Raw genomic sequence first — 23,368 nt, forward strand, 5'->3', positions numbered from 1 at the left:
GGACTCTACCAACTGAGCTACAGCCACCACTGTTACCGCGATCTCGACTGCTTCAAAACCGCTGCAGCAATCAAGAAGCGAGATTATACGAACAATGATTGCGCTTGCCTAGTCCCTTTTAGCATCTTTTTCCGACGGCCACGCATCATGTATCGAGCGCTTCCACCGCCTCGCGTAGGTGAGCCCGCGCTTCATCGAAAATCGTCAGATTGCCCTTCGCGAGACGGCGATTGTCAGACAGTACGCGACGCCATCCGCGCGCGCCGGCCACGCCGCGATACAGCCCGAGCGCATGCCGCGTCACCGCGCCGAGATACGTGCCGCGCGTCAGTTCGCCGCGTGCATAGTCGATGAGTCCCGCCTCGATTTCTTCGCGCGACGGAACCGGCGTATTCGCACCGTAAAAGCGCGTGTCGACGCCGGCGAGCACGTACGGATTGTGATAAGCCTCGCGCCCGAGCATCACACCGTCGACGTGCTTGAGATGCTCCTCGACTTCATCGAGCGTCTTGATGCCGCCGTTGATCGAAATCTCAAGTTGCGGAAAGTCGCGCTTCAACCGATACGCATATTCGTACTTGAGCGGCGGAATCTCGCGATTCTCCTTCGGGCTCAAGCCTTTGAGGATCGCGTTGCGCGCGTGCACGATGAACACTTCGCAGCCGGCATCGGCGATCGTGCCGACGAAATCGCGCACGAACTCATATTCCTCGACGGTGTCGACGCCGATGCGATGCTTGACCGTTACCGGAATCGACACCGCGTCGCGCATCGCTTTCACGCAATCCGCGACGAGCTGCGGCTCCTTCATCAGACAAGCGCCGAACGCGCCGCGCTGCACGCGCTCGGAAGGGCAGCCGCAATTCAGGTTGATCTCGTCGTAGCCCCATTGCTCGCCGAGCTTCGCGCTTTTCGCGAGATCGGCCGGCTCGCTGCCGCCGAGCTGCAGCGCAACGGGCGCTTCGGCGGGTGTGAACGCGAGATGCCGCGCGACATCGCCGTAGAGCAGCGCGCCCGTCGTCACCATCTCCGTGTAGAGCCACGTATGACGCGATACCAGCCGATGCAGGGACCGGCAATGGCGGTCGGTCCAATCCATCATAGGAGCGACGGAGACGCGGCGGGGACTGATCTTCGATACGGCTGACATGGGCGACGGCGGCCGCACCTTCATGCGAACCGCTTGAATTTCAAGGGGAATCCGCGATTTTACCGCAGCGCGGCAGTTTGTTCGCGCCGGCTGACCGTTTCGCCCGCGCAAACGTCAGCCGCCTTCGTCCAACAATGCTAGGATTTCGAGATCACCCCAACGACGGCATCGGAGGCAGACATGGCTACTTTGGCGATCGACGGTGTGCGCTGGGTCAACGACCGCGTGACCAGCGTGCGCTGGGGCAGTTTCGATCCGGCCACGAACGACTGGGCCGCGCCCACCACCATCGTGGATGTCCAGCAGGTCGTGGACGCCATCAAGAGCGGCAAGGAAGTCCGCACGCTCTTCAAGCTCGGCGGCCGCGCCTTCCTCGGCCCGAAAGTCAGCGCGCTGCCTTACACGAACGGACACATCGGCATCGAAGCGCGCGTGCAGGACGGTCAGATCGAGAAATCGCTCGAAGACTTGCCCGCCGTCTGACGATGCCGTTGATGCAGTCGAGCGCTCGCGGAGAAGCCCGTTGAACCGGCAACAGGCGCTCCGGTTCGAAACCGAATTCATGCCGCGCATCGTGGAACGTGTGACGCGCGTCGTCGATCACGGCGTGCGCGTCGACATCCTCGGCTACGAAAGCCCGGCCGTGCCGACGCGTCTGCATGTCAGCGCCGAACGTGCACCGCGACAGGGCGATGAACATCGGCGCGTTTATCCGTATCCGCTGAACGTATTTCTGACCTGGGACGACGACGAGATCGAACGGCTGATGGGCGCGGGCGGCGAGGCTCGATTCCTGCGTTATCTCGACGCCATCGGCGCGAAGCTCGATGCGTGGCAGGGCGCGCGCGAGGTCGATCTCGCGACGCGCTCGCAGGCGGAACCGTCGGTGCTCTTCGGCGGTCTCGATTTCGAAGCCTGAAGGCGGCCGGCTGCCGCCCGTTAGCGCCCGTTCAGCCGACGCATCGCATCGCCGGTCGATACGCGTCTCGCGCGGCCGGCAGGGCGCATCAACTTGAACGAGGAGGTCGGTATGGCATCGTCGAATGAAGGCGATCTGCGCGCATTCGTGCAGACCGCGGAGCAGGCGGGCGGTTTCGTCTGGGTCATCACGCTCGTCGATTTCGCGGCGCGCGAGGTCAAGCGCGCGCTGGTTTCCGAAGAGAATTTCTCCACCGCCGACGCCGCCCGCGACGCCGGCAACGATCGCCTGAAAGGCATGTCGAACGACCGCTGACGAAGCGTTCAGGCGCGCGGCCCGCTCACTTCGTCGCGATCACCATCGACTCCGCGCCGACGAGCGGTTCGACGCGCGCCGTCGCGAATCCCGCTTGCCGCATCCACGCGCAGCATTGCGCGCCGGTGTAGTCGAAGCCGCCGGGCGTTTCGATCAGCATGTTGAGGCTCATCAGAAGCCCGAAGGCATTCTGACGGCGCTCATCGTCGATGATCGCGTCGTACACGATCAACGCGCCGCCCGCCGGCAGCGCCGCATGACACTTCGCGAGCAGTTCGAGCTTCTGCGGCAGATCCCAGTCGTGCAGGATGTGCCCCATCACGAGCACATCCGCCGACGGGCACGGCTCCTTGAAGAAATCGCCGGGATAAAAGCGCAGCCGGTCTTGGAGTCCGTGCGCGGCGACGTACGCGTCGAAGACCGGACCCACCACCGGCAGATCGAAGCCGCCGCCCGTCAGATGCGGATGCGCAAGCGCCACCTGCACCGGCAACGCGCCCTGCGCCGCGCCGATATCGATGAACGTGCGGTACTCGCTCCACGGGAACTGTCGCGCGATCGCGTGCGCCGCGCCCATGCTGACGCCGCTCATCGCCTGAAGAAAGCCGCGCAGACGTGCCGGGTCGCTATAGAGCGTCTCGAAGACGTTGCCGCCGTGCTTCGATTCGTTCTGCGGCAGGCCGGTGCGCAGCGCCTCCGTGAGCGAACCCCAGAACGGATAGAGGCGCGCGTTCGCCATTTCCAGCAATCCGCCGACATATGAAGGCTTGTTGCGATCGAGGAAGAAATCGGCGTCGTCGGCGTTCGCGTAGAAGCCGCCCTCGCGCGAGAGCAGGTTGAGCGCGACGAGCGTATCGAGGAAATCCAGCGCGCCGCGCGGATGCAGTGCCAGCGCCTGCACGAGATCGTCGGCCGTTCGCGGGCCGGTCGCCAGTTGCGTGAACACGCCGAGTTCGACCGCCGAAAGCAGCGTCTTCGACGCCCAGAACGCCATCCCCATTTGCAGCAGCCGCTCGGGATTGGGCTGTGCGCCGCGTTGCGCGTCTTGCATGATGCGCCTCCTGTCGGGAACGAACTGCGTAACTCTAGGAGGCAATCGCGTTCGCTTCAAGGCGCATCTGTGGGGCGCCTCACTCAGACAAAAAACTCGTTCGACGATATCGAACGAGTGCGCCGGCCGCGTCGAACGGAAAAGGGCGCACGCCCGACCATAATGCCTTCACACCCTGCAACGTTCACAAGGAGAACGTCATGAAACGCTTCGAAGGCAAGACAGTTCTGATCACTGGCGGCAACAGCGGCATCGGTCTCGCGGCAGCGCAGGCATTTGCTGCGGAAGGCGCGCGCGTCGTCATCACCGGCCGCGATGAAAGCGCGCTCGCGACGGCACGCGAGTCGCTCGGCGCGAACGCCATCGCGATCCGCAACGTGGCGGGCACGGTAAGCGCTGCGCGCGAACTGGCGCAAGCATTGACCGATGCGAACATCCGGCTCGATGCGATCTTCGTGAACGCGGGCGTCGCCACCTTCGGGCCGTTCACGGACATCGACGAAAAAGCGTGGGACGAAACCTTCGCGATCAACGTGAAAGGACCGTACTTTCAGATCCAGTCGCTCGTGCCCTTGCTGAACGAAGGCGCGTCGATCGTGCTGAACGGTTCGATCAACGCGCATATCGGCATGCCGATGTCATCGGTCTATGCGTCGAGCAAGGCGGCGCTCGTGTCGCTCGCAAAGACGCTGTCGGCGGAATTGCTGCCGCGCGGCGCGCGCGTGAACGTCGTGAGTCCCGGTCCGGTCTCGACGCCGCTCCACGACAAGCTCGGCCTCATCGATGAAGCCGCCGCGCAGCTTCGAAGCCAAATTCCGCTCGGCCGCTTCGGCAAGTCGAGCGAAGTGGCGGCGACGGTGCTGCATTTGGCGTCGCCGGAATCGGGTTTCATCGTCGGCACGGAGATCATCATCGACGGCGGCATGAGCCAGCTTTGAGCCGATGGCCGAGTTGCACCCTCAACGCGTCTGGGGCTGCAACTCGCCCCAGTTGACGAGAATCTGCTGGATGCTGCGCGCGTAGGCGTCGCGATGTTTCGGCGATTCGGAGTGATACGCGCCGATCGCGCGCCATGTGTTGCCGTGCTTCACCATCTTCTGCTTGAGCAGCCAGGCGGCGACGAAGACGTTGACGCACGGATCGGCGAGCGCGCGATGCGGAATGCCCTGACGCGCGAGATCGGGAAAATGGATCGAATTGATCTGCAGTTGGCCGATATCGATCGAGCCGTTGGCGTTGCGGTTGAGCGCGGCGGCGTCGCCTTTCGATTCGCGCCAGGCGACCGCGCGCAGCACAAGCGGATTGACGCCCTGATAGGCGCCGGCCTGTTCGAAGCAATCGTCGGCGTGAGCGGCGCGCGGCGCGAGCGACGCGGCGAGCAGCGCGCAGGCGGCCAGCGCCGCGCAAATCGGACGGAACATGGAACGTGGCTCCTTCTATTACGGCGCGAGCGCGATGTCGATGCGGCGCTCGACGTCTTTCATATACGTGCGCGACTCGTCCGACACCACGAGACGCGGCTCGGGTCCGTTGCATTTGCAATCGGCGACGCGGCGCGTTTTCTTCGCTTTCTTGCTCGCGGATTTGGCAGGCGCATCGTCTTCTTCGCCGCTGGAAGGCGGAAGCATTGCGAGCGTCGGCAGCGGCGGATAGACCTTCTGCGCGGCAGGTCCGAGCGCCGCGATCGTTTGCACGGACGCGGGCGCGCTCACGTCGAACGGACCGGCGGCGGCGTGCATCGAAAACAGCGCAGTCGCGAGGATGAGAAATGGGCGCATCGCGTCAGCCTCCCTGCGTCGGCTTGATGGACACGCTGTACGGCTGGCGCGCGCCGGCGGTCAGGTTTTCGAGACTGAGCTTGACCGCATGTCGCGCGGGAATGCCTTTCCAGATCGCCTGATTGAGATAGGGAAAGTCCTGCGCGAGCGCGGTGACGAGAATGGTCGTCGGCTGCTTTTGAGCGGCGGCGAGCGCGCCCGCTTTGGCGAGGATCGCCGTGAGTTGCGGGTCGCGGGCGCCGAGCGCGTCAGCGGGAATCTCGAAGCGGATGATCTCGGCGGAAGCCGCCGGTTTTTCGATCTGAGCCGTATTGGCGGCCGGCATCGGCGCGCAGCCGGTCACGGCGAGCGCGACGGCGATGGCAAAAAGTGACGCTGCCCACTTCACTGGCATCTCCTGATTGGGTCATGGCGATATGCGAGTTGTCGGCGCGCACGGGCGCGACTTGATAGCCGCGCGCAAACGTTTCGCCAAATAGGAAGACTTGACTCAGAATTTGCCGATTCGGGGAATCAGATCGCGCGGACGTCGGTAATAGATGCCGCGACCTTGCCGCGGTGACGCTTCGATCAGATGCGCCACCACGCGCCGATGCTCGGCTCGGCATCGAGGGCGCGGAGAAAATCTTCGGCGAATGCGTCGGCGGTGAGTTGCCGCTCGGGCGTGCCGTCGGGGAAATCGTGCGGATTCTTCAGGCCGCGCGCGTGGCGGAGGACGGCAACCGTTTCGGTCAGGGCGGAGAGGGCGTCGAGCGTGTGCGAGTTCATACCGCGGATTACGGCAGGCGCGGCGAAGGCTTGAGCCTTTCCGTCATAAAACCTTCACGCCTTCGGCTTGCGATGCCCGGAAACCAGCGCGCCGGCGTCCTTCGCGAGCCCGAACAGATCGACGACGCCGACGAGCCCCACGAACCCGACGATCAGAAACGCGACGCTGAAATCCTCCGGTCCGATGGAATGGGCATCGTGGCCGTGGATCCATTCGCCGATGCGCAGCGCGATTGCGCCGGCCGCCACGCCGATGCCCATCGTCATCTGGAAGAGCGTGCTCGATAGCGCCGACGCGCCGCTCATCTGCGCTTTCGGCACGTCGGCGAAGGAAAGCGTGTTGAGCGCCGTGAACTGCAGCGAACGCGACAGGCCGCTCGCGAACAGCACGGCGACGATCACGAACGTGGGCGTCGAGGGCGTCAGCAGGCTCATCGCGGCAAGCGAGAGCGCGGCGAGCACGCCGTTTACGATCAGCACCGGCCGGAAGCCGAACCGACGCATCACGGGCGTCGTGACGAGCTTCATCGACAGATTGCCCGCGAACACCGCGAGCGTGAGCAGGCCCGAATCGAACGCGTTCATGCCGAAGCCGACCTGGAACATCAGCGGCAGCAGGAACGGCGCGGCGCTGATCGCGATCCGAAAGAGCGAGCCGCCGCCCATCGCCACGGCAAAGGTCTTCACCTTCAGCGCCGACAGATCCACGACCGGATGCGCCGCGCGCCGCAGATGCCGCCACGACGCGATGCCCGCGACGACGCCTACCGCCACCAGCGCGCCGACGAAGCGCCAATCCACGTCGCTGCGTCCGATCAGTTCCATCGCGTAGAGCAGCGTCGTGCACGCGATGCCGCACAGCGCGAAGCCCGGCAAGTCGAAGCGCCGCGTCGCATCCTCGCGTTCGTTGCCGATGTAGCGCAGCGTCAGCAGCAAGCCGATCAGCCCGAGGGGCACGTTGAGATAGAAGATCCAGCGCCACGAAGAATACGTCGTGATGAAGCCGCCGAGCGGCGGGCCGATCACCGGCGCGACGAGACCCGGCCACGTGATGATCGCGATGGCGCGCATCAGGCCCTCCTTGGGCGTCGCGCGCAAGACGGCCAGGCGCCCGACGGGCACCATCATCGCGCCGCCGATGCCCTGCAACACGCGCGCGGCGGCGAACGCGGGCAAGGTCGAGGTCGTCGCGCACAGCACGGACGCGGCCGTGAACACCGCGATCGCGCTCGCGAACACGGTGCGCAGGCCGAAGCGGTCGGCGGCCCAGCCGGAAATCGGGATGAACACGGCGAGCGTCAGCAGATACGCCGTGATGCCGAGGCTCATGTCGGCGGGATGCACGTTGAACGAGCGCGCCATCTGCGGCAAGGCGGTGGCGATGATCGTGCCGTCGAGGTTCTCCATGAAGAAGGTCGCCGCGACGAGCATGACGATGAGCGACGAGCCTTTTGTCTCGCGATCGCGTGCTAACGGCATCGGTTGCGTGCTCCTGCCTGACGGGTTGGAAGCTTGCCATTCTAGCCGCGAGAGCAGAGCTTTCGCGCCTATGGTAGGTTTTGCGATTGCCGGAAAATCAGCCAGGCAGCCTGTCCGACAAAGCGCCTACGGTTCCCCACAGCGCGCAAACAACTCGTCAACAAGAGGAATGAGCAATGAAGTTTCGGAAACTCGGCGATTCGGGTATCGACGTCAGCCTGATCGGGCTCGGCACCATGACCTGGGGCGAGCAGAACACCGAAAGCGAAGCGCACGAGCAGATCGATTACGCGCTCGCCCAAGGCGTGAATCTCATCGACGCCGCCGAGATGTATCCGGTGCCGCCGCGCCCCGAGACGCAGGGCCGCACGGAGGAATACATCGGTACGTGGCTCGCGAAGCATCCGGCGAAGCGCGCCGATATCGTCCTCGCGACGAAAATCGCCGGGCCCGCGCGCCAGCCGCACAATCCGCGGCATATCCGCGGCGCGGGCAACCAGTTCGATCGCAAGAATCTGAACGAAGCCATCGACGGCAGCCTGAAGCGCCTGCAAACGGATTACGTCGATCTGTATCAGCTGCATTGGCCCGATCGCAGCACGATGACGTTCGGCCGATCCAGCTATCCCTATATCGACGATGAATACACGGTGCCGATCGAGGAAACGCTCGCGGCGCTCGCCGATCTCGTGAAGGCGGGCAAGATCCGTCATGTGGGCGTGTCGAACGAAACGCCGTGGGGTGTCGCGCAATTCCTGCGCGCGGCCGAAACGGCGGGGCTGCCGAAAATCGTCAGCATTCAGAATCCGTACAGCCTCGTGAATCGCACTTACGAGCTCGGACTGTCGGAGTTCACGCACAAGGAAGGCGTCGGGCTGCTCGCGTATTCGCCGCTCGCGTTCGGCTGGCTGTCGGGCAAGTACGAGGGCGGGGCGCGTCCGGCGGGCGCGCGCATCACGCTGTTCGAGCGTTTCCAGCGCTACAGCAAGCCGCAGGCGATCGCCGCGATCACGTCGTACGTCGAACTGGCGAAACGCCACGGACTCACGCCGACGCAACTCGCGCTCGCGTTCGTCAACACGCGCCCGTTCACGACGAGCACGCTGATCGGCGCGACGTCGATGCCGCAGTTGAAGGAGAACATCGGTAGCGTGAACATCGAACTGTCGGACGAAATCCTGGCCGGAATCGACGCGCTGCACGAGCGTCAGCCGAATCCGGCGCCCTGATTTCCTTCGCCGGCTCAAGCATTTGGCGAAGAATTGCATGCCTTTGCCGCGAATGTGTCAGCATTGACGTTCGCGTGCCCGTCGTTTATCGCTCTGTAATACCGGCCTAATTTTTGGCCCGTACTCTGCCGTAACGCCGCCCGAATCCCGCACCCGAGGATTCGCGGCGCGCTCCCGTGTCATTCGCGGTGCGGTGCTTTTCGTAAGGCACTGCACTTGCTCGATGGTCCTGGTTGCCCGCTGCGGCGCCCCTCGCCACAGCGCGCTCTTCGCAAAGGAGTCGTCGCTCATGTCTCAAGCAACACCTCAGGCCAAAGATCTCGATCGCCTCACGATCGACACCATCCGCACGCTCTCGATGGACGCCGTGCAGAAGGCCAATTCCGGCCACCCCGGCACGCCGATGGCGCTCGCGCCGGTCGCATTCCATCTGTGGCAGAACCATCTTCGTTACGATCCCGACGCGCCGCTATGGCCGAATCGCGACCGCTTCGTGCTGTCGGTCGGGCATGCGTCGATGCTGCTGTACTCGCTGTTGCATCTTGCCGGCGTGAAGGAGTTCGACGGCGACGGCAAGCCGACCGGCAAGCCCGCCGTCTCGATCGACGATATCAAGCAGTTCCGCCAACTCGACAGCAAGACGCCGGGCCATCCGGAATACCGCATGACAACGGGCGTCGAGACGACGACCGGACCGCTCGGGCAGGGCCTCGGCAACAGCGTGGGCATGGCGATGGCCGCGCGCTGGAAGGAGAGCCGCTTCAACAAGGGCGACGACAAGCTCTTCGATTACCGCGTCTACGCACTGTGCGGCGACGGCGACATGATGGAAGGCGTGTCGCACGAAGCGGCGTCGCTCGCGGGGCATCTGCGGCTGTCGAATCTCATCTGGATCTACGACAGCAACACCATCACCATCGAAGGCCATACGGAGCTCGCCTACAGCGACGACGTGGAAGCGCGCTTTCACGGCTACAACTGGCACACGCTGCACGTCGACGACGCCAACGACGCGGACGCGCTCGAAGCCGCCATCAACAAGGCGAAGTCGCACACCGACAAGCCGACGCTGATCGTCGTGAAAAGCATCATCGGCTGGGGCGCGCCGAACAAGCAGAACACCGCGAGCGCGCACGGCGAGGCGCTCGGGGAGGAAGAGGTCAAGCTCGCGAAGAAGTTCTACGGCTGGCCGGAGGACAAGCAGTTCTACGTGCCCGACGGCGTCATGCAGCACTTCGCCGACGGCATGGGCGCGCGCGGCAAGAAGCTGCACGCCGAGTGGAAGCAGCGCTTCGACGCCTACGAGAAGGCCAATCCGGAACTCGCGAAAGAAGCGTGGCAGATGCTCGAAGGCAAGCTTCCCGACAACTGGGACGCGGACATCCCGACCTTCGAGGCGGACGCCAAGGGCCTCGCGACGCGCGATTCGTCCGGCAAGGTGCTGAATGCGATTGCGCCGCGCGTGCCTTGGCTGATCGGCGGCGCGGCAGACCTGTCGCCATCGACGAAGACGAATCTGAAGTTCGAAGGCGCGGGCAGCTTCGAGCACGACAGCTACGGCGGACGCAATCTGCACTTCGGCATTCGCGAGCACGGCATGGGCGCGGTCTGCAACGGCCTCGCGCTGTCGGGCTTGCGTCCGTACGGATCGACGTTCCTGATTTTCAGCGACTACATGAAGCCGCCGATCCGCCTGTCCGCGATCATGGAAGTGCCGGTGATCTACGTGTTCACGCACGATTCGATCGGCGTCGGCGAAGACGGTCCGACGCATCAGCCGATCGAGCAGCTCGCCTCGCTGCGCGGCGTGCCGGGCCTGTGCACGCTGCGTCCCGCCGACGCGAACGAAGTCGCAGAAGCGTGGCGCGTCGCGCTGACGCATCCGAAGGAGCCGTCGTGCATCGTGCTGACGCGCCAGCCGCTGCCGACGTTCGACCGCAAGAAATACGCGTCCGCCGAAGGCGTGAAGCGCGGCGCCTACGTGCTCGCCGATACCGAAGGCGGCAAGAAGCCCGAGGTGCTGCTGCTCGCGACGGGCAGCGAAGTGTCGCTTTGCGTCGAGGCGTACGAGAAGCTGACAAGCGAAGGCGTCGCGGCGCGCGTCGTGTCGATGCCGTCTTGGGACATCTTCGAGAAGCAGGATCTCGCGTACAAGGAATCGGTGCTGCCGCCGGACGTGCATGCGCGCGTGTGCGTCGAGCAGGCCGCGACGCTCGGTTGGGACCGCTACGTCGGCCGCCTCGGATCGCAGATCGTCATGCACACGTTCGGCGCATCCGCGCCATTGAAGGCGCTGAAGACGAAGTTCGGCTTCACGCCCGAAGCGGTCTACGACGCCGCGAAGAAGCAGATCGAACGCGTGAAATCCAACGGGAAGGAGTGACCATCATGCAGATCGGCATCGTGGGACTGGGGCGCATGGGCGGCAACATCGGGCGGCGGCTCATGCGCGGCGGACATACGTGCGTCGTGTACGACCACAATCCGGAGGCCACCGAAGCGCTCGCGAGCGAAGGCGCGACGGGCGCGAAGGATCTCGGCGATCTCGTCGCGAAACTGACCGCGCCGCGCGTCGTCTGGCTGATGCTGCCGGCGGGGAAAATCACCGAAGACACGCTCAACGATCTGCACAAGATCCTCGGCGCGGACGACGTGATCATCGACGGCGGCAACAGCTTCTACAAGGACGATATCCGCCGCGCCGCGCAGTTGCGCGAGCAGGGCATCCATTACGTCGATGTCGGCACGTCGGGCGGCGTGTGGGGCCTGACACGCGGCTACTGCATGATGATCGGCGGCGACGAGCCGGTCGTGCGCCGCATCGATCCGATTCTCACGACGCTCGCGCCGGGACGCGGCGACATTCCCGCGACGCCGGGCCGCGAAGGACGCGATGCGCGCGTCGAGAACGGCTACATGCACTGCGGGCCGGTCGGGTCGGGGCATTTCGTCAAGATGGTGCACAACGGCATCGAATACGGACTGATGCAGGCCTATGCCGAAGGCTTTCACGTGCTCGAGCGCAAGGACTCGACGGAACTGCCGGAGAACGAGCGTTACTCGCTCGATCTCGCCGATATCGCGGAAGTGTGGCGTCGCGGCAGCGTGGTGTCGTCGTGGCTGCTCGATTTGACCGCGGGCGCGCTCGCGGGCGACGGCTCGCTCGATCGCTATTCCACCGAAGTCGCGGACAGCGGCGAAGGACGATGGACGATCGAAGCGGCAATCGAGGAAGCGGTGCCGGCGCAAGTGCTGTCGGCGGCGCTGTACACGCGGTTCCGTTCGCGCGATGCCGAATCGTTCCCGGAACGCATGTTGTCCGCGATGCGCTTCGGCTTCGGCGGGCATCACGAGTTTCCGGTGAAGTAGCGCGCTTTCCTTTTCGGCGATGTCAAAACGGCGATCGGCTTTCGAAGTCCATCGCCGTTTTTCATTTCATCATGCGCCGCCTGAAAAGCCACGCGCACAGGAAGAACGGCACGACCGCATACGCGCAGAGCACGAGCGCATGCAGCGCGAAGCCGTCGAACGGGCGGCCGAGCATCGCCGGACGGATCAGCTCCACAGCGTGATACAGCGGCAAGACCTGCGTGACGTGTTGCGCGATCGCGGGCAGTTGCGCGATGGGAAAGAAGACGCCGGAGAGCAGGAGCATCGGCGTGAGCGCGAGCGTCTGATAGAACATGAAGAAGTCGTAGCTCGGCGCGAGCGCGGTGACGACCATCGCCGTGCTGGCGAACGCGAGTCCTGTCAGCACGATGACCGGCAACGCGATCAGCATCGACGGAAAGCTCGCATAGCCGAGCGCGCCCGCGACGATCATGATCGCCACGCCCGACAGCACCGACTTGCTCGCGGCCCAGACGATCTCGCCAAGCACGATATCGCCGAGCGTGAGCGGCGTGTGCATGATCGCTTCCCAGGTGCGCTGAACGTGCATGCGCGAGAAGCCCGAGTACATCGATTCGAAGCTCGCGGACATCATCACGCTCGACGCCGCCGTGCCCGCCGCGAGGAACGCGATATACGACACGCCGTCGACGTGCCCGACCATCAGGCCCAGACCGAGGCCGAGGCCGAAGAGGTAGATCATCGGATCGGCGAGATTGCCGATCATCGAGGCGATCGCGAGTTTCTTCCAGACGAGATAGTTGCGCCGCCACACGGACATCCAGTGCGTGGCGTTCGCGGGCAACGCGCTGGAAAGCGGCGTGAGGTTTTGTGCGCGCTTCGGCTTGCGCTGTTTGTCGATGCGGGATCGTTCGAGCGTATCCATTGGCTCAGTCCACCATCTCACGTCCGGTGAGACGCAGGAAAACATCTTCGAGATTCGCCGGACGATGCAGATAGCGCACGTCCGCGCGGCCCTTCACGCGCGCATGCACGGGCTGCGGATCGTCGACGTAGCAAAAGAGCGTCTCGCCGCTCACTTCCATGCGCGCGACGAGCGGCGCAAGCTCGGCGGCGAGCGCTTGCGGATCGGGTCCGTAGATTTCGATCACGTCCGAGCCGATCACCGATTCGATCAGCTCGCGCGGCCGTCCTTCGGCGATCTTGCGGCCCTCCTCGATCACGCACAGGCGATCGCAGAGACGCTCGGCTTCTTCCATGAAATGCGTCGTCAGCAGGATGGTCTTGCCGCGCGCAAGCAACGAGCGCAGACGCTCCCAGATCAGATGCCGCGCTTGCGGATCGAGCCCGGTGGTCGGTTCGTCCATCACGAGCACATCGGGATCGTTGACGAGCGCGCGCGCGAGCGTGAGACGCCGCTTCATGCCGCCCGACAACTCGCCGACGCGCGCATCGGCCTTGCTCTCCAGCCGCGCGAACTCCAGGAGCGACGGCACGAGCGCATCCATGCGCGCGCCCGTCAGGCCGAAGTAGCGGCCGAACACCGTCAGATTTTCGCGGACAGTGAAATCGGGATCGAGATTGTCGAACTGCGGTACGACGCCCACACGCTCGCGGGCGAATCGGGCGCGCGCGGGCACCGGCTCGCCGACGAGACGGATCGCGCCGCTATCGGGCGAAGTGATGCCGAGCAGCATCTTGAGCGTCGTCGTCTTGCCCGCGCCGTTCGGTCCGAGCAGTCCGAAGCATTCGCCGGGCCGCACATCGAACGACAGGCCGTCGACGACCGTGCGCTCGCCGTAGTGCTTCCTTACTTCGCTGAATTCGATGGCGGGTGCGCGGTTTCCATCGGCGTCGCGTGTAGCGCTTTGTTGCAAAGATTGATCAGTCATGCATCTGTGCGCAGGGAAAGCCGGATGAGGGAAATCCAGCGGGCTAGTGTAATCCATTGCACCAAGGCGGCGCTTGGCGTGCAACCGCATGCTGCGCGCGCGTGTCAAACCCGTGCGGGGCGCGTCGAACCGGTTCCGGCCGAAAGTGCCAGAGGCTTGTCCGTCGACGTTTTTGTGGTTCTGGCACGGTGCGAGCTAGCGTGTTCGCGCCGGTAAGCGTTTTCCAGCGTTGTCTCCCATGGGACGACGCACGATGATGAATCAACGCCGCGGGCAAGTCGCGCTCAACGGCACGTTGGCCAGGGAGGTCAAGATGGAGAGCTACCGAAAAATCCTGCTGTGCTACGACGGCTCCAGAGAAGGCCGCAAGGCACTGCGTCAGGGCGCCAATCTCGCGCTCGACCTGAATGCGGAGACGCATGTGCTCGCGGTGGTGGATATGCGCTCGAGCATCGCGCAGAGCGCCGGACTGCTAACCGACATGGCCTGCGGACGCTTCGAAGAGGCCGCGCGCGACATCCTGCAAGAGGGCGTCGAATGGCTGCGCGAGCGTGGCCTTCAGGCACAGGGACATTTCGCGTTCGGCCATCCGATCGACGAAATCGCGGCGCTCGCCGACAGCCTTCAGGTCGATCTCGTCGTCGTCGGGCATCGCTGCCGCAGCGGCCTCGCGCGCTGGTGGATGGGCGCGGGCAACACGCCGCTGCTGGATCGCGTGAAGTGCAGCATCCTGGTTGCCGTCTGTCAGGCCGGTGAATCGGCCGAAGCGGAAGACGAAGCGGCGTACGCGGCGAAGCCCGTCAAGGCCGAAGCCGGGGCGTGATGCGGTGCGAAGCGTGAACCGCGACGCTTGACGCGTCAACCGTTGAGATCGACCGCGACGAGCTTCCACGACACGAGCCCGTTGCGGTGGAAGATCGCGGAGTATCGCGCATCGCCGGCGCCGTGTTGATACGTGACGACGAACGTGTTCAGGCTTCGATAACCCGCCGTCGTCTGAGGTGGCTCTTTCGGCGGCTGCCGTGCGGCCGTGACGCCGGACGCGGGCGCATTCCCCGCATTCGCTGGTGCGCCGTCGCCAGCTTGCGGCGGACGCTCGCCCGGATCGCCGCGCGGCGGGATGCCGTTCAGAATCGCCGCGACGCCGTCCGGTGTGGCATACGAATCCACCAGCGGACCGACGAGCGCCGCGCCGATCATCGCACCGATGATCGCAAGCGGATTCCCGCTCTTTTGAATATCCACGCGACGCGTGAGCAGCGCCGCGATCTGGTCCTTGAGGCTCGCGCGCAGCGCCGGAAAATCGACGTATTCGTTGACGGTTTGCGCATCGCGGGCATCGGCCGCGCGCTTCACGCGATCGAGTGCGATGTAAGGCGATGCGTAAACGAAACCGAGCGCCGCGACGATAACCAGGACGACGAGCGTAACGACAATAGAACGGGTAGTGCGGGACATGCTTGGGCCAAGCCTCTTGCAAAACGTGAATCACGGATTGACCGCGCGGGCGTCGGTTAAATCCCGTGAATTCACGTCGTGCGTGCGATGGCGTTCCATTCAGGCGAGGATTCCGCCGGCCAGCCCGGCATTTTCCTCGGCGATGCAGCGGTCGATCATGCGCGAAACCTCGTCGATCTTGCCCACCAGAATCACGCGCGATTGCCCGCGATACACGCGCACTGGCGCGCGCTGCTCGGCCTCGGCGTGCACCGTGCTGTTGAGGGAAACGCGAGCGAAGGCCGGCTGACGGGACGGCAACGCGGGCATTTCGTTGAAGAGATCGGGCGTGGCTTCGGCGCGCGGCATGCCGCAGGCGATCAGCGTGCGCAGATGGCGCAGGCGGCCGAATTGACGGAAGGGCAGCAGACGGGCAAAACGTTCCATGATGACTCTCCAGACGATAGGACGCACCGCGGCGCACCGCGCGCGGTGGCCGTCATGCTTGTTGTGTTGTGAGACGCCTGAATCAGGTGTCGAAAGCGGTTGGTGAGGCTATCTTGCGATGTCAATGAGACATTTCGTGTCTCGGTGCGAAAGTAATGTGCTTCGACTTTCGTGCCTTGCCCGTTCGCGGGCCAACGTCAGAACTCGCCGGAGCGGATCAGCCCGACGGCAATGCCTTCAAGCGCGAAATCGCCGCTGCCGGCGCGCACGAAGATGTTTTCATACTCGGGGTTTTCGGCGATGAGTTCGACGCCGTCCGCGCGCCGTTTCCAGCGCTTGACCGTGACGTCGTCGCCAAGACGCGCGACGACGATCTGTCCGTCTTTCGCTTCGTTGCGCTTTTGCACGGCGAGAAGATCGCCGTCGAGAATGCCTGCGTCGCGCATCGAGAGGCCGCGCACCTTCAACAGATAGTCCGGCTTGCTGGAGAAGAGCGCGGGGTCGCACGCATAGTGCTGCGAGATGTGCTCTTGCGCGAGGATAGGACTCCCCGCCGCGACCCGGCCGACGAGCGGCAGAGACAATTGCATGATGCTCTGATGCGGCAGCGTGAACTGATGCGGCAGCTCCTCGGACCGATCGATGCGAGATGCATCGCCGAGCAGCCGGATGCCGCGCGACGAACCCGCCGCCAGCTCGATGACGCCCTTGCGGGCCAGCGCCCTGAGGTGCTCCTCGGCGGAATTGGCCGAACTGAAGCCGAGCTCCGCCGCGATCTCGGCGCGCGTGGGCGGAAAGCCCGTGCGGTCGATCGCGCGCTGGATGAGTTCGAACACCTGCTGCTGCCGCGCGGTAAGTTTTGATGTTTTGGTCACTGGCTCGAGCCCCTGATGCACTGTATGAATGGACAGGTGACTGTATTTTTATACAGTATTTGGCGCTTTTCAAGCTTTACTTTAAGTTCGCGGCCACGAAGCCTCCGCACCGTCGGATCGCGCCCGCCGGCGCTTCTTCCATCCAGGAATATCGTTCTTAGCAGTTTTACGTATAAAAAAGTGAATAACGATTATTTTCAATCATATAGAGGCCTCGTTAGACTGATTCCGTCAATTCGATAAGACGGAGAACGGGGAATGCAAAGCATCAACACGGGATTGCGACGGCTTCTTGCTGCGGCGACGCTTGGCGCGGCGGGTTTGATCGTGACGGCGCCGGCGCAGGCGGATACGTCGTTTCTGAACGTTTCCTACGACCCGACCCGCGAGCTGTATCAGGACTTCAATCAGGCTTTCGCGAAAAAATGGAAGGCGGAGACGGGCGAGACCGTAACCTTCAAGCAGTCGCATGGCGGCTCGGGCGGCCAGGCGCGCGCGGTCATCGACGGACTGCAGGCGGACGTCGTTACGCTCGCGCTCGCTTATGACATCGACGCGCTCGCGGGCAAGGGACTCGTCGGCGCGGACTGGCAGAAGCGCCTGCCGGACAACGCATCGCCGTACACGTCGACGATCGTGTTTCTCGTGCGCAAGGGCAATCCGAAGCACATCAAGGACTGGGACGATCTGACGAAGCCGGGCGTGTCGATCGTCACGCCGAATCCGAAGACATCGGGCGGCGCGCGCTGGAACTACCTCGCGGCGTGGGCGTACGCGCAGCACAAGCCGGGCGGCAACGAGCAGACCGCCAAGGAGTTCGTGACGAAGCTCTACAAGAACGCCGGCGTGCTGGATTCCGGCGCGCGCGGCGCGACGACGAGCTTCGTGCAGCGCGGTCAGGGCGACGTGCTCATCGCGTGGGAAAACGAGGCGTTCCTGTCCCTGAAGGAATTCGGTCCGGACAAGTTCGAGATCGTCGTGCCGTCCGTGAGCATTCTGGCGGAGCCGCCGGTCGCGGTGGTCGACAAGGTCGTCGACAAACACGGCACGCGCAAGCTCGCCGAAGCGTATCTCAAGTATCTGTATAGCGACGAAGGGCAGCAGATCGCCGCGCGCAATTTCTATCGGCCGCGTTCGGACAAGGTGCCCGCCGATCTGACGAAGCAGTTTCCGAAGCTGAAGCTCTATACCATCGACGACACCTTCGGCGGCTGGACCAAGGCGCAGAAGACGCATTTCGCGGATGGCGGCGTGTTCGATTCGATCTATCAGCCGCAATAAGCGTCAACCGGCGACGCGGCGCGTTCAAGACGCCGCGCGCCAGAAGCAGCAACGCGCGCCCACCCCGCGCGCAAAATGGATGATTCAAGGATGACGACTCTCACATTCAGGAAACCGAGCGCGCTACCCGGTTTCGGCCTGACACTCGGCATCACGGTGGCTTATCTGAGCCTCGTGGTGCTGATTCCGCTTGCCGCCACCTTCGCTAAGACGGCGACGCTCGACTGGGCGCAGTTCGTGCGCGCGGTGACGTCGCCGCGCGTGCTCGCATCGTATCGGCTGACGTTCGGCGCGGCGCTCGGCGGCGCGCTCATCAACGCGGTGTTCGGTTTTCTCGTCGCGTGGGTGCTCGTGCGCTACACGTTCCCGTTCAAGCGCATCGTCGATGCGATGGTCGATCTGCCGTTCGCGCTGCCGACGTCGGTCGCCGGCATTTCGCTCGCCGCGGTCTACGCGGGCAATGGCTGGATCGGGCAATATCTCGCGCCGCTCGGCATCAAGGTCGCGTTCACGCCGCTCGGCGTGCTCGTCGCGCTGACGTTCATCGGCCTGCCGTTCGTCGTGCGTACCGTGCAGCCCGTGCTCGAAGACTTCGAGCGCGAGCAGGAAGAAGCCGCCGCGTGCCTCGGCGCGACGCGCTGGCTCACGTTCCGGCGCGTCGTGCTGCCGTCGCTCTTTCCGGCGCTGCTGACGGGCTTCGCACTCGCGTTCGCGCGCGCGTTGGGCGAATACGGCTCGGTGATTTTCATCGCGGGCAACGTGCCGATGAAGTCGGAGATCACGTCGCTGCTCATCATCACGAAACTCGAACAGTACGACTATGCCGGCGCGACCGCGCTCGCCGTCGTGATGCTGTGCGTGTCGTTCCTCATGCTTCTGTTGATCAACACGCTGCAATGGTGGCTGCAGCGCCGCACGAGCAAGACGGGCGCGGCGCCGGTCAACGTCTCCCTGGCAGCGGGAGAAACGGCATGAGCAAGGTGCTTCCGTTGCAGACGACGACACGGCGCGACGCGCACGGCCTCAATCCCGTCACCGAGCCGCGCGCCGTGCGATGGCTCCTGACCGGTATCGCACTCGCGTTTCTCGCGTTCTTTCTCGTCGTGCCGCTCGTCGCGGTGTTCGTGCAGGCGTTCGCCAAGGGCATCGACTATTACTTCGAGTCGCTGAAGGATCCCGACGCGTGGTCCGCGATCAAGCTCACGCTGATCACCGCCGCGATCGCCGTGCCGCTGAATGTCGTCTTCGGACTGGCGGCGTCGTGGGCGATCGCGAAGTTCGAGTTTCGCGGCAAGGCGCTCCTGACGACGCTCATCGACTTGCCGTTCTCGGTGTCGCCGGTCATCTCGGGTCTCGTCTATGTGCTGATGTTCGGCGCGCAAGGATGGTTCGGCCCGTGGCTCGCCGCGCACGACGTGCAGATCATCTTCGCGGTGCCGGGCATCGTGCTCGCGACGATCTTCGTCACGTTTCCGTTCGTCGCGCGCGAACTGATTCCGCTGATGCAGGCGCAAGGCAACGACGAAGAGGAAGCGGCGCACGTGCTCGGCGCCTCGGGATGGCAGATCTTCCGGCGCGTGACGCTGCCCAATGTGAAGTGGGGCCTGCTCTACGGCGTGATTCTCTGCAACGCGCGCGCGATGGGCGAGTTCGGCGCGGTGTCGGTGGTGTCCGGGCACATCCGCGGGCAGACGGACACGATGCCGCTGCACGTCGAAATTCTCTACAACGAATACAACTTCTCGGCTGCGTTCGCGGTGGCGTCGCTGCTGGCGCTGCTCGCGCTCGTGACGCTCGCGCTGAAACTTCTCGCGGAGCGCCGCATGACGCAAGCATTGACCGCCGCAAAAGCCACCGCACAGAATTGAGAGGCCGATAAACATCATGAGCATCATCGTTCGCAATCTGCAAAAACGCTTCGGCGATTTCACCGCGCTCGACAACGTGTCGCTCGACTTTCCGGCGGGCGAACTGGTCGCGCTGCTCGGGCCTTCGGGCTGCGGCAAGACCACGCTCTTGCGCGTGATCGCGGGTCTCGAATTCGCCGATGCGGGACAGGTCGTGCTGCACGGCGAAGACGTCGCGGCGGTCGGCGCGCGCGAGCGTCAGGTCGGCTTCGTGTTCCAGCATTACGCGCTGTTCCGGCACATGACCGTGTTCGAGAACGTCGCGTTCGGCTTGCGCGTGAAGCCGCGCCGCGAGCGTCCGAGCGAAGCGAAAATTCGCGAGAAAGTGCATGAGCTGCTGAAGCTCGTGCAACTCGACTGGCTCGCGGAGCGTTTTCCGTCGGAACTGTCAGGCGGACAGCGGCAGCGTATTGCGCTGGCGCGGGCGCTTGCCGTCGAGCCGAAAGTGCTGCTGCTCGACGAGCCGTTCGGCGCGCTCGACGCCAAAGTGCGCAAGGAACTGCGCAGCTGGCTGCGCCGGCTGCACGACGATCTGCATATCTCGACGCTCTTCGTCACGCACGACCAGGAAGAGGCGCTCGAAGTGGCGGATCGCATCGTCGTGATGAATCATGGCCGCGTGGAGCAGGTGGGCAGTCCGCAAGACGTGTACGATCATCCGCAGACGTCCTTCGTCTACGAGTTTCTCGGCGCCGCGAACCGGCTGCAGGGCGAAGTGAATGCGAACGGCTTCATCGCCGATGGCGCCGCGAGCCCGATCGCGGCTCAGGCGCATTTCAGCGGGCGGGCGCTCGCGTACGTGCGTCCGCATGATCTCGCGCTGTATCCCGCCGACGGCACGCATCGCGACGGCATCGTGGTGGGCGTGCGGCGCGTCGTGACGCTGGGCGGCTCGGTGCGCGTCGAGCTCGAAGGCAACGCGGGCGGCGTGATCGAGGCAGAACTGGATCGCGAGGCGTGGCGCGCGCTCAGGCTCGATATCGGCGATGGCGTGACCGCCGTTCCACGCGCGTTGCGAGTGTTTCCCGCGCAGTGACATCATAAAAATCAAAGAGGCTGACATGAACTTCCAGCAGTTGCGCTTCGTGCGCGAGGCCGTGCGTCAGAACATGAATCTGACGGAGGTCGCCAACGTCCTTTACACGTCGCAGTCGGGCGTGTCGAAGCAGATCAAGGATCTCGAGGACGAACTCGGCGTCGATATCTTCATCCGCCGCGGCAAGCGTCTGACGGGACTGACCGAGCCGGGCAAGGAAGTGCATCAGCTGATCGAGCGCATGCTGCTCGATGCCGAGAATCTACGGCGCGTCGCGCGCCAGTTCGCGGATCAGGACAACGGCCATCTCGTCGTCGCGACGACGCACACGCAGGCGCGTTACGCGTTGCCGAAGGTCATCCGCCAGTTCACCGAGGTGTTTCCGAAGGTGCATCTCGCGCTGCGTCAGGGCAGCCCGCAGCAGATCGCGCAGATGATCATCAACGGCGAAGCGGATATCGGCATCTCGACCGAAGCGCTCGACCGTTATCCGGACATCGTCACGTTTGCCTGCTATTCGTGGCATCACACGGTCGTTGTGCCGAAGGATCATCCGCTCGTCGGGCGCGAGAACATCACGCTCGAGCAGATCGCCGAATATCCGATCGTCACGTACGACAACGATTTCACCGGGCGTTCGCACGTCGATCAGGCGTTCGCGAGCGCGGGCGCGATGCCCGATATCGTGCTGACCGCAATCGATGCCGACGTCATCAAGACGTATGTCGAACTGGGCATGGGCATCGGCATCGTCGCGGCGATGGCGTATGACGCGAAGCGCGACACCGAGCTCGTCGCGCTCGATACGCAGCATCTGTTCGAGGCGAGCACGACGCGTGTCGGCTTGCGAAAGGGCGCGTTCTTGCGCGCGTATGCGTATCGGCTGATCGAAATGTTCGCGCCGCAACTCGATGAAGCGCAGATCGCCGCGCAGCTTCGCGAAGCCGCTTAGAGTCGTGCCGGCTGTTTTACAATCGCCGGCATGAATACTTCCTCGCTTCCTCGTGTCGCCGTGCTTGCCACGGGCGGCACGATTGCCGGTCAGGCCGGCGATTCCTCCAAGACCGCGGGCTACAAGGCGGGCGTCGTCGGCGTCGATAAGCTGCTCGACGCCGTGCACGCGCTCGGCTCGGTTGCGCGAATCCACGCGGAACAGATCGCGAGCATCGACAGCAAGGACATGAGCGCCGCGCTGTGGACGCAACTCGCGCGGCGTATCGATGAGCTGCTTGCCCAGGACGATATCGATGGCGTCGTCGTCACGCACGGCACCGATACGCTCGAAGAAACCGCGTATCTGCTGCATCTCACGGTGAAGAGCGCGAAGCCCGTCGTGCTGACGGCGGCGATGCGCCCATCGACCGCGCTTTCCGCCGATGGTCCGTTGAATTTGCTCAATGCGGTGACGGTCGCGGCGTCGAAGGATGCCGCGGGCAAGGGCGTGCTCGTCGCTTTCAACAATCAGATTCACAGCGCGCGCGATGTCACCAAGACGAGCACTTATGCCGTCGATGCGTTTCGCTCGCCCGAGACCGGTTTGCTCGGGTTCGTGCAGGACGGACGCGTCGAGTTTCAGCGCACGGTCGTGCGGGCGCATACCGTCGCGAGCGAGTTCGCTGTCGCCGATCGATGGCCGATGGTCGAGATCGTCGCGAGCTACGCGGATGTGTCTCGTGTGACGGTCGATGCGCTTGTTGCTGCGGGCGTGAGGGGTATCGTCGTCGCGGGCACGGGCAACGGCTCGATGCATGCGGTGCTCACGCAGGCGCTCGCTGATGCGGTGAAGCAGGGCGTTGCCGTGGTGCGCGCTTCGCGCGTGGGTTCGGGACATGTGATGCGCAACGGCGCCGCTAACGATGATGCGCTCGGGACGGTCAGCGCGGGGACGCTGAATCCTTATAAGGCGCGGGTGCTGCTTATGCTTGCAGTGGCTTCGAATGTGCAGGACGTGCAGCGCGTTTTTGATGTTTATTGAGGTGTTTGGGGTGTTGGGCGGGCGGGCCGCCGGTTGGTCGGGCGGTCGGTCGTGGAATCCTGTATTCGTGTCGGTCTATTAGCGTTGCCCCTGTGCGGGGCGGCACTCACTTTCTTTGCTGCTGCAAAGAAAGTAAGCAAAGAAAGCAGCTCCTGATACGCCCGCGGTCACACGCAATTTGGGTAGTCCTCTCGTCCATCGTGGGCTGCCTAAAGAGTGCCCTCAAACACCTAATCGGGCTTGGCTCGCGCACGGTCTGCCGCCCAATAAGTTCGAGGGCGCTGGTTCAGCACGAAATGGCTTCGGCACAGCGCTACGCGCTGCCGCCGGGTATGCAAGGGAAACCGACGTACGGCAAAGGCGGCGAGATGAAGACGTTAGTAGCGAAGCACGCGCATTCCCGATTGACCGGTCGGCCGCGAAGCGGGCTGGAGCTATTTGGTGCTGAACCGGTTTGGTGTGCGGTGCGATGGTTCAG

General features: G+C 64.2%; 26 protein-coding genes. 14 read left to right on the forward strand and 12 right to left on the reverse strand.

Annotated features, from left to right (window positions below):
* Positions 1-145: 145 nt before the first annotated feature.
* The gene (gene dusA, locus BG60_RS34570) at positions 146-1,150 is read right to left on the reverse strand and encodes a tRNA dihydrouridine(20/20a) synthase DusA (protein WP_008349937.1); all 1,005 of its coding nucleotides are present in this window, start codon (positions 1,148-1,150) and stop codon (positions 146-148) included.
* Positions 1,151-1,330: 180 nt separating this feature from the next.
* Here dusA and BG60_RS34575 point away from each other — a divergent pair, with 180 nt between their 5' ends.
* The 3 genes from BG60_RS34575 to BG60_RS34585 all read left to right on the forward strand — a co-directional run bounded on the left by BG60_RS34575 (position 1,331) and on the right by BG60_RS34585 (position 2,384).
* Positions 1,331-1,633: a hypothetical protein gene (locus tag BG60_RS34575; protein ID WP_008349936.1), complete on the forward strand. Its 303-nt coding sequence runs from the start codon at positions 1,331-1,333 to the stop codon at positions 1,631-1,633.
* A 40-nt stretch (positions 1,634-1,673) separates the two neighbouring features.
* Positions 1,674-2,069 (forward strand): DUF5594 family protein, encoded by a 396-nt coding sequence (locus tag BG60_RS34580; RefSeq protein ID WP_008349935.1) that lies wholly within the window; start codon positions 1,674-1,676, stop codon positions 2,067-2,069.
* A 111-nt stretch (positions 2,070-2,180) separates the two neighbouring features.
* On the forward strand, positions 2,181-2,384 hold the full coding sequence (locus BG60_RS34585) for a hypothetical protein (RefSeq protein WP_008349934.1): 204 nt from the start codon (positions 2,181-2,183) through the stop codon (positions 2,382-2,384).
* Between the two features lie 25 nt (positions 2,385-2,409).
* Here BG60_RS34585 and BG60_RS34590 read toward each other — a convergent pair whose 3' ends face one another.
* Positions 2,410-3,435 carry a methyltransferase gene (locus tag BG60_RS34590; RefSeq protein ID WP_008349933.1) on the reverse strand — a complete coding sequence of 342 codons (1,026 nt, stop codon included), beginning with the start codon at positions 3,433-3,435 and terminating at the stop codon, positions 2,410-2,412.
* A 200-nt stretch (positions 3,436-3,635) separates the two neighbouring features.
* Between BG60_RS34590 and BG60_RS34595 the strand changes: the two genes are divergently transcribed.
* Entirely contained in the window at positions 3,636-4,373 is a 738-nt protein-coding gene (locus BG60_RS34595; RefSeq protein ID WP_008349931.1) for an SDR family oxidoreductase, read from the forward strand.
* A 21-nt stretch (positions 4,374-4,394) separates the two neighbouring features.
* Here the strand turns inward: BG60_RS34595 and BG60_RS34600 are convergent, their stop codons facing one another.
* From BG60_RS34600 to BG60_RS34620, 5 genes are all read right to left on the reverse strand, one after another.
* Positions 4,395-4,856, reverse strand: a complete 462-nt coding sequence (locus BG60_RS34600) for a lytic transglycosylase domain-containing protein (protein WP_034474406.1) — start codon at positions 4,854-4,856, stop codon at positions 4,395-4,397.
* Between the two features lie 18 nt (positions 4,857-4,874).
* Positions 4,875-5,213 carry a hypothetical protein gene (locus BG60_RS34605; RefSeq protein ID WP_008349927.1) on the reverse strand — a complete coding sequence of 113 codons (339 nt, stop codon included), beginning with the start codon at positions 5,211-5,213 and terminating at the stop codon, positions 4,875-4,877.
* A 4-nt stretch (positions 5,214-5,217) separates the two neighbouring features.
* Positions 5,218-5,607 (reverse strand): hypothetical protein, encoded by a 390-nt coding sequence (locus tag BG60_RS34610; protein ID WP_033535749.1) that lies wholly within the window; start codon positions 5,605-5,607, stop codon positions 5,218-5,220.
* A gap of 176 nt (positions 5,608-5,783) precedes the next feature.
* Positions 5,784-5,981 carry a hypothetical protein gene (locus BG60_RS34615; protein WP_008349923.1) on the reverse strand — a complete coding sequence of 66 codons (198 nt, stop codon included), beginning with the start codon at positions 5,979-5,981 and terminating at the stop codon, positions 5,784-5,786.
* A gap of 54 nt (positions 5,982-6,035) precedes the next feature.
* Positions 6,036-7,460 carry an MFS transporter gene (locus tag BG60_RS34620; protein WP_008349921.1) on the reverse strand — a complete coding sequence of 475 codons (1,425 nt, stop codon included), beginning with the start codon at positions 7,458-7,460 and terminating at the stop codon, positions 6,036-6,038.
* A gap of 176 nt (positions 7,461-7,636) precedes the next feature.
* Between BG60_RS34620 and BG60_RS34625 the strand changes: the two genes are divergently transcribed.
* The 3 genes from BG60_RS34625 (at position 7,637) to gnd (ending at position 12,058) form a co-directional block, all read left to right on the forward strand.
* Entirely contained in the window at positions 7,637-8,689 is a 1,053-nt protein-coding gene (locus BG60_RS34625; RefSeq protein ID WP_034474411.1) for an NADP(H)-dependent aldo-keto reductase, read from the forward strand.
* A gap of 289 nt (positions 8,690-8,978) precedes the next feature.
* Entirely contained in the window at positions 8,979-11,072 is a 2,094-nt protein-coding gene (gene tkt / locus BG60_RS34630; RefSeq protein WP_008349918.1) for a transketolase, read from the forward strand.
* Positions 11,073-11,077: 5 nt separating this feature from the next.
* Positions 11,078-12,058: a phosphogluconate dehydrogenase (NAD(+)-dependent, decarboxylating) gene (gene gnd / locus BG60_RS34635; RefSeq protein WP_008349916.1), complete on the forward strand. Its 981-nt coding sequence runs from the start codon at positions 11,078-11,080 to the stop codon at positions 12,056-12,058.
* A 61-nt stretch (positions 12,059-12,119) separates the two neighbouring features.
* On the opposite strand, the gene BG60_RS34640 is transcribed toward gnd, so the two are convergent.
* Positions 12,120-12,965 carry an ABC transporter permease gene (locus BG60_RS34640; protein ID WP_008349914.1) on the reverse strand — a complete coding sequence of 282 codons (846 nt, stop codon included), beginning with the start codon at positions 12,963-12,965 and terminating at the stop codon, positions 12,120-12,122.
* A gap of 4 nt (positions 12,966-12,969) precedes the next feature.
* Entirely contained in the window at positions 12,970-13,932 is a 963-nt protein-coding gene (gene nodI / locus BG60_RS34645) for a nodulation factor ABC transporter ATP-binding protein NodI (protein WP_008349912.1), read from the reverse strand.
* Between the two features lie 313 nt (positions 13,933-14,245).
* Here nodI and BG60_RS34650 point away from each other — a divergent pair, with 313 nt between their 5' ends.
* Positions 14,246-14,755, forward strand: coding sequence for a universal stress protein (locus BG60_RS34650; protein WP_033535751.1), 510 nt, complete (start codon positions 14,246-14,248; stop codon positions 14,753-14,755).
* Positions 14,756-14,790: 35 nt separating this feature from the next.
* On the opposite strand, the gene BG60_RS34655 is transcribed toward BG60_RS34650, so the two are convergent.
* From BG60_RS34655 to lexA, 3 genes are all read right to left on the reverse strand, one after another.
* Complete coding sequence (locus BG60_RS34655; protein WP_008349909.1) at positions 14,791-15,390, reverse strand: DUF2939 domain-containing protein; 600 nt, start codon at positions 15,388-15,390, stop codon at positions 14,791-14,793.
* Between the two features lie 99 nt (positions 15,391-15,489).
* Positions 15,490-15,816 carry a hypothetical protein gene (locus BG60_RS34660; RefSeq protein ID WP_008349906.1) on the reverse strand — a complete coding sequence of 109 codons (327 nt, stop codon included), beginning with the start codon at positions 15,814-15,816 and terminating at the stop codon, positions 15,490-15,492.
* Positions 15,817-16,013: 197 nt separating this feature from the next.
* A complete protein-coding gene (gene lexA, locus BG60_RS34665) occupies positions 16,014-16,691 on the reverse strand; it encodes a transcriptional repressor LexA (RefSeq protein WP_008349903.1) in 678 nt (225 codons plus the stop codon).
* A gap of 258 nt (positions 16,692-16,949) precedes the next feature.
* Here lexA and BG60_RS34670 point away from each other — a divergent pair, with 258 nt between their 5' ends.
* From BG60_RS34670 to BG60_RS34695, 6 genes are all read left to right on the forward strand, one after another.
* A complete protein-coding gene (locus BG60_RS34670) occupies positions 16,950-17,972 on the forward strand; it encodes a sulfate ABC transporter substrate-binding protein (protein ID WP_008349902.1) in 1,023 nt (340 codons plus the stop codon).
* Positions 17,973-18,062: 90 nt separating this feature from the next.
* Positions 18,063-18,947 carry a sulfate ABC transporter permease subunit CysT gene (gene cysT, locus BG60_RS34675; RefSeq protein WP_008349900.1) on the forward strand — a complete coding sequence of 295 codons (885 nt, stop codon included), beginning with the start codon at positions 18,063-18,065 and terminating at the stop codon, positions 18,945-18,947.
* Positions 18,944-19,840 carry a sulfate ABC transporter permease subunit CysW gene (cysW, locus tag BG60_RS34680; protein WP_008349898.1) on the forward strand — a complete coding sequence of 299 codons (897 nt, stop codon included), beginning with the start codon at positions 18,944-18,946 and terminating at the stop codon, positions 19,838-19,840. The genes cysT and cysW overlap by 4 nt, the downstream gene beginning before the upstream one ends.
* A gap of 16 nt (positions 19,841-19,856) precedes the next feature.
* A complete protein-coding gene (locus BG60_RS34685; RefSeq protein ID WP_008349896.1) occupies positions 19,857-20,915 on the forward strand; it encodes a sulfate/molybdate ABC transporter ATP-binding protein in 1,059 nt (352 codons plus the stop codon).
* A gap of 25 nt (positions 20,916-20,940) precedes the next feature.
* Entirely contained in the window at positions 20,941-21,867 is a 927-nt protein-coding gene (locus BG60_RS34690; protein ID WP_008349894.1) for a CysB family HTH-type transcriptional regulator, read from the forward strand.
* Between the two features lie 21 nt (positions 21,868-21,888).
* Positions 21,889-22,890 carry an asparaginase gene (locus tag BG60_RS34695; protein ID WP_277621806.1) on the forward strand — a complete coding sequence of 334 codons (1,002 nt, stop codon included), beginning with the start codon at positions 21,889-21,891 and terminating at the stop codon, positions 22,888-22,890.
* Positions 22,891-23,368 lie beyond the last annotated feature (478 nt).

Origin of the sequence: Caballeronia zhejiangensis (assembly GCF_000698575.1) — a bacterium.
GTDB lineage: Bacteria > Pseudomonadota > Gammaproteobacteria > Burkholderiales > Burkholderiaceae > Caballeronia > Caballeronia zhejiangensis.

Excerpts from the sequence above, each read along its gene's own strand:
- BG60_RS34640 (WP_008349914.1), bottom strand. The coding sequence starts at position 12,965 with ATGGATACGCTCGAACGATCCCGCATCGACAAACAGCGCAAGCCGAAG.
- tkt (WP_008349918.1), top strand. The coding sequence starts at position 8,979 with ATGTCTCAAGCAACACCTCAGGCCAAAGATCTCGATCGCCTCACGATC.
- BG60_RS34625 (WP_034474411.1), top strand. The coding sequence starts at position 7,637 with ATGAAGTTTCGGAAACTCGGCGATTCGGGTATCGACGTCAGCCTGATC.
- gnd (WP_008349916.1), top strand. The coding sequence starts at position 11,078 with ATGCAGATCGGCATCGTGGGACTGGGGCGCATGGGCGGCAACATCGGG.
- BG60_RS34600 (WP_034474406.1), bottom strand. The coding sequence starts at position 4,856 with ATGTTCCGTCCGATTTGCGCGGCGCTGGCCGCCTGCGCGCTGCTCGCC.
- BG60_RS34650 (WP_033535751.1), top strand. The coding sequence starts at position 14,246 with ATGGAGAGCTACCGAAAAATCCTGCTGTGCTACGACGGCTCCAGAGAA.
- BG60_RS34620 (WP_008349921.1), bottom strand. The coding sequence starts at position 7,460 with ATGCCGTTAGCACGCGATCGCGAGACAAAAGGCTCGTCGCTCATCGTC.
- BG60_RS34595 (WP_008349931.1), top strand. The coding sequence starts at position 3,636 with ATGAAACGCTTCGAAGGCAAGACAGTTCTGATCACTGGCGGCAACAGC.
- nodI (WP_008349912.1), bottom strand. The coding sequence starts at position 13,932 with ATGACTGATCAATCTTTGCAACAAAGCGCTACACGCGACGCCGATGGA.
- BG60_RS34585 (WP_008349934.1), top strand. The coding sequence starts at position 2,181 with ATGGCATCGTCGAATGAAGGCGATCTGCGCGCATTCGTGCAGACCGCG.
- cysT (WP_008349900.1), top strand. The coding sequence starts at position 18,063 with ATGACGACTCTCACATTCAGGAAACCGAGCGCGCTACCCGGTTTCGGC.
- BG60_RS34615 (WP_008349923.1), bottom strand. The coding sequence starts at position 5,981 with ATGAACTCGCACACGCTCGACGCCCTCTCCGCCCTGACCGAAACGGTT.
- BG60_RS34655 (WP_008349909.1), bottom strand. The coding sequence starts at position 15,390 with ATGTCCCGCACTACCCGTTCTATTGTCGTTACGCTCGTCGTCCTGGTT.
- BG60_RS34605 (WP_008349927.1), bottom strand. The coding sequence starts at position 5,213 with ATGCGCCCATTTCTCATCCTCGCGACTGCGCTGTTTTCGATGCACGCC.
- BG60_RS34685 (WP_008349896.1), top strand. The coding sequence starts at position 19,857 with ATGAGCATCATCGTTCGCAATCTGCAAAAACGCTTCGGCGATTTCACC.
- BG60_RS34690 (WP_008349894.1), top strand. The coding sequence starts at position 20,941 with ATGAACTTCCAGCAGTTGCGCTTCGTGCGCGAGGCCGTGCGTCAGAAC.
- BG60_RS34575 (WP_008349936.1), top strand. The coding sequence starts at position 1,331 with ATGGCTACTTTGGCGATCGACGGTGTGCGCTGGGTCAACGACCGCGTG.
- BG60_RS34610 (WP_033535749.1), bottom strand. The coding sequence starts at position 5,607 with ATGCCAGTGAAGTGGGCAGCGTCACTTTTTGCCATCGCCGTCGCGCTC.
- BG60_RS34660 (WP_008349906.1), bottom strand. The coding sequence starts at position 15,816 with ATGGAACGTTTTGCCCGTCTGCTGCCCTTCCGTCAATTCGGCCGCCTG.
- BG60_RS34670 (WP_008349902.1), top strand. The coding sequence starts at position 16,950 with ATGCAAAGCATCAACACGGGATTGCGACGGCTTCTTGCTGCGGCGACG.
- cysW (WP_008349898.1), top strand. The coding sequence starts at position 18,944 with ATGAGCAAGGTGCTTCCGTTGCAGACGACGACACGGCGCGACGCGCAC.
- dusA (WP_008349937.1), bottom strand. The coding sequence starts at position 1,150 with ATGTCAGCCGTATCGAAGATCAGTCCCCGCCGCGTCTCCGTCGCTCCT.
- BG60_RS34590 (WP_008349933.1), bottom strand. The coding sequence starts at position 3,435 with ATGCAAGACGCGCAACGCGGCGCACAGCCCAATCCCGAGCGGCTGCTG.